We start from the raw sequence: 3,858 nt of genomic DNA on the forward strand, positions 1-3,858 counted from the left end.
CGGCGCCCGCGCGGGCGCCGGAGCCCCCGCGCGTGCCGCGGTTCCGCGCGCCGCGGTTCCGCACGGCGCGCTCTCCGTACGGAATACGCCGGAAGCACGGCACCGGTGCCCTGAGTCCGCGTCAACTTCCGCGCGGCGCCCTCGCGCAGGCCGGGTGCCCGCGGCGACCATGGTGCGCATGGCCACGCCACCCGTACCGCCCCAGCCGCCGTCCGGCCCGCCGGACGGCACACCGCCCCCGGACGGCGGTTTCGGACCGCCCTCGCACGGCGGCGCGCCGCCGCCCCGGCCGCCCGGGCCGCCCGACGACCGGGGCGGACCGGAACGCGGCCCCGGCGGGCGCAGGATGGTGCTCGTCCTGCTCACCGCGATCGTGGCCGTCGCGGCCGTCGTCTTCGTCGTGCTGACGGCCTCGGGCGACGACGACTCGCCGGACGGGGAGCCCACCGGGAGCAGCACGGACACCGGCGGCCTGCCCGACCTGCCGCCGGGCATCCCCTCCGAGCTGCCCAGCGATCTGCCGAGCCGGCTCCCGTCCGGCTTCCCCACGGAGCTGCCGTCCGGCTTCCCCACCGAGCTGCCGAGCGGAGTGCCCAGCGACCTGCCGAGCGGTCTGGAATCCCTGCTGCCGTCCCTGGGGGACGCCGGGGTGCCCTGACGCCGTGGCCGCCGGGCGTGCCCCGGGGCGGCGCTCACTCCCCGAAGGCGCGCTCCGCCGAGGCCAGTGCCGTCGCCGGGTCCCGGGCGGCGCCCCCCGCCGGGACCCACCGGCCGCGCTCCTTGCGGTACGGCCACCACCGGCCGTCGCGTCCCAGCCGCAGCTGGACGCAGGCGCCGACGACCGTCCACCGGTCGGCCCGGGCCCGCAGCGCCGGCCGCTCGTCCTCGTCCCAGGCCGCCCCCAGCGCGGCACGCGCGCGGGCGAGGCTCCCGGCGTCCGGCGTCCACTCCCCGTCCAGCACGTCCAGCGCCGCCGGTCCGCCGTGCCGCCAGGCCCGCACGGCCACGGCCAGCCCCTCCCGGCCGCGCCCCGACCCGTCCGCGAGCCGGTCCGCCGCGGCCCGTCCGGGGTCCCCGGCGGCCAGCCGCACCGCGTCCCGCGCCACCGTCGGCTCCGGTTCCCCGGGCCGCGGCCCGTGCCCCTCCCCGAGCGCCTCGGCCAGCATGCGGTGGGCCTGTGCCGCGGTACGGCCGGCCAGGAACTCCAGCGCACGCGGGTCGATCCCGGCACCGGGCGCGGTCTCCGTGTCCAGCGACGGCGGAGTTCCCGGCTCCGCGGGAAGCGCGGGAACGTCGGGCAGCGGGGGCAGGATGTCCCCGGCCGCGTACGCCTCGGCCGCGTCCACGCCCTCCGGCCGGGCGGGCGGACCGGCGGACGCGTCACCGCGCGCCTGGAGCGCGTCCAGCAGGGTGCGTTCCCCGCGTCCGCGCATCAGCAGCAGGACGAACGGGTCCCGGTCCAGCAGCCGGGCCACCTGGTAGCAGAGCGCCGCCGTGTGACCGCAGTGGTCCCAGGCGCCGCAGTCGCACTCCGGCTCCAGATCGCCGAGGCCCGGCAGCAGTTCCACCCCGGCCAGTTCCGCGTCCTCGACCAGGTGCGTCGGCATCTCCCGGTCGAGCAGCGCCGCGACGTGCCCGGCCCGTTCGACGGCCATGGCCAGGAAACGGTCCCACTGCTCCCCGGACAGCTCCTGCAGCAGGACGTCCGCCCGGTGGGCCGTCCCGTCGCGGTCCCGGACGACCGCCGTGATGCGTCCCGGCCGCACGGACACCGCGCCGACCGCTCCCGCGCGCGCGAGCCCGCGGCCCGCCTTGAGCTGTCCGGCGTCCAGCGCCGTGCCCTCCAGCGCGGTCAGCCAGGCCCGGCCCCACCACGTCCGCACGGAACCCCGCCCCCGCACGGGCAGCAGCGCGGCGAAGGTGCGCTCACCGTCGGCCTGGTCATCGTCGTACCGGGTCATCGCGGTCCTCCTCGCAGTTCGACCAGTTCCGCCAGCTCCGCGTCCGTCAGCTCCGTGAGCGCCGCCTCGCCGGAGCCCAGCACCGCGTCGGCCAGCTCCCGCTTGCGGACCAGCAGCTCGGCGATGCGGTCCTCGACCGTTCCCTCGGCGATGATCCGGTGCACCTGCACGGGCCGGGTCTGGCCGATGCGGTACGCGCGGTCGGTCGCCTGCGCCTCGACCGCCGGATTCCACCAGCGGTCGTAGTGCACGACGTGCTCCGCGCGGGTGAGGTTCAGACCGGTGCCCGCCGCCTTCAACGACAGGAGGAAGACCGGGACCTCGCCGTCCTGGAAGCGGCGCACCATGGCCTCGCGCTCGGCGACCGGCGTGCCGCCGTGCAGGAACTGCTCCGGTACGCCCCGCGCGGCCAGGTGCCGCTGCAGGAGCCGGGCCATCCGCACGTACTGCGTGAACACCAGGACGCCGGCCCGTTCGGCGAGGACCGTGTCGAGGAGTTCGTCGAGCAGCTCCAGCTTCCCGGACCGTCCCGCGACCACGGGCCGCTCCTCCTTGAGGAACTGCGCCGGGTGGTTGCAGATCTGCTTCAGGCCGGTCAGCAGCTTCACGATCAGCCCGCGCCGGGCCGCGCCGTCCGCGCCGGAGATCTCCGCCAGCGCCTCGCGCACCACGGCCTCGTACAGCCCCGCCTGCTCCCGGGTGAGCGACACGGCGTGATCGGTCTCCGTCTTCGGCGGCAGCTCGGGGGCGATCCCCGGGTCCGACTTGCGGCGACGCAGCAGGAACGGCCGTACCAGCCGGGCCAGCCGGTCCGCCGCGGCCGGGTCCTGCCCGCCCTCGACGGCGTCCGCGTACCGCCTGCGGAAGGTGCCGAGCCGGCCCAGCAGCCCGGGCGTCGTCCAGTCGAGGATCGCCCACAGCTCCGACAGGTTGTTCTCCACCGGCGTGCCGGTGAGCGCCACGCGCGCGCGTGCGCCGAGGGAACGCAGCTGCCGGGCCGTGGACGAGTACGGGTTCTTCACGTGCTGGGCCTCGTCGGCGACGACCATCCCCCAGGCGACCTCGGCGAGCCGGGGCGCGTCCAGCCGCATCGTGCCGTACGTGGTGAGCACGCACTCGCCGTCGGCCAGGCCGTCCAGGTCGCGCCGCGCCCCGTGGAAGCGGCGCACCGGGGTGCCGGGCGCGAACCGCTCGATCTCCCGCTGCCAGTTGCCCATCAGCGAGGTCGGGCAGACCACGAGGGTGGGCCCCGCCGCCGCGGGATCGCTCTGCCGGTGCAGGTGCAGGGCGATGAGGGTGACGGTCTTGCCCAGGCCCATGTCGTCGGCGAGACAGCAGCCCAGGCCCAGGGAGGTCATGTGCGCCAGCCAGTTCAGGCCGCGCCGCTGGTAGTCCCGCAGGGTGGCGGCGAGGGCGGCCGGCTGCCCGACCGGCTCCTGGGCCTCGGGGTCCGCGAGCCGGTCCCGCAGCGCCGCCGGCCATCCGGTGGCGCGCACCTCGATCCGGCTGCCGTCGACCTCCACCGAGCCCGTCAGGGCCGCGCCGAGCGCGTCGAGCGGTGTGATCCCGCGGCTCCGGCGGGCCCGGGCGCGCAGCACCTCCTGAGGGTCGATCAGGACCCACTGGTCGCGCAGCCGCACCAGGGGGCGGTTCGCCTCGGCGAGCCGGTCCAGTTCCTCGCGGGTGAGGAGCCGGTCGCCCACGGCGAACGACCAGTCGAAGGCGAGCAGCGCGTCGGCGGACAGGGACGACGGCCCCGGGGAGAAGTCGGCCCTTCCGGACTCCGGCGCGCCGTCCGCGGGACCGATCTCCGCGCGGGTGGTGAGTCCGCGGACCAGCTCCCTGGGCCAGTGCACCTCGACGCCCGCGCCGGCCAGCGCCCGGGCGCTGGCCGGCG

The 3,858-nt window shown here is 77.2% G+C and carries 3 protein-coding genes; 1 reads left to right on the forward strand and 2 read right to left on the reverse strand.

Annotated elements, in window-relative coordinates; all coding sequences use genetic code 11:
• Positions 1–178: 178 nt before the first annotated feature.
• On the forward strand, positions 179–658 hold the full coding sequence (locus tag B7L92_RS41310; RefSeq protein WP_170102291.1) for a hypothetical protein: 480 nt from the start codon (positions 179–181) through the stop codon (positions 656–658).
• A gap of 34 nt (positions 659–692) precedes the next feature.
• On the opposite strand, the gene B7L92_RS38195 is transcribed toward B7L92_RS41310, so the two are convergent.
• Both B7L92_RS38195 and B7L92_RS38200 read right to left on the reverse strand, forming a co-directional pair.
• Positions 693–1,961 carry an SWF or SNF family helicase gene (locus B7L92_RS38195; protein WP_081241644.1) on the reverse strand — a complete coding sequence of 423 codons (1,269 nt, stop codon included), beginning with the start codon at positions 1,959–1,961 and terminating at the stop codon, positions 693–695.
• Positions 1,958–3,858: SCO1167/SCO6262 family helicase (locus B7L92_RS38200; protein ID WP_255311359.1), on the reverse strand; the 1,901-nt coding region annotated here is incomplete at its 5' end. The genes B7L92_RS38195 and B7L92_RS38200, both read right to left, overlap by 4 nt.

The organism is Streptomyces viridosporus, assembly GCF_002078235.1.
GTDB lineage: Bacteria > Actinomycetota > Actinomycetes > Streptomycetales > Streptomycetaceae > Streptomyces > Streptomyces viridosporus.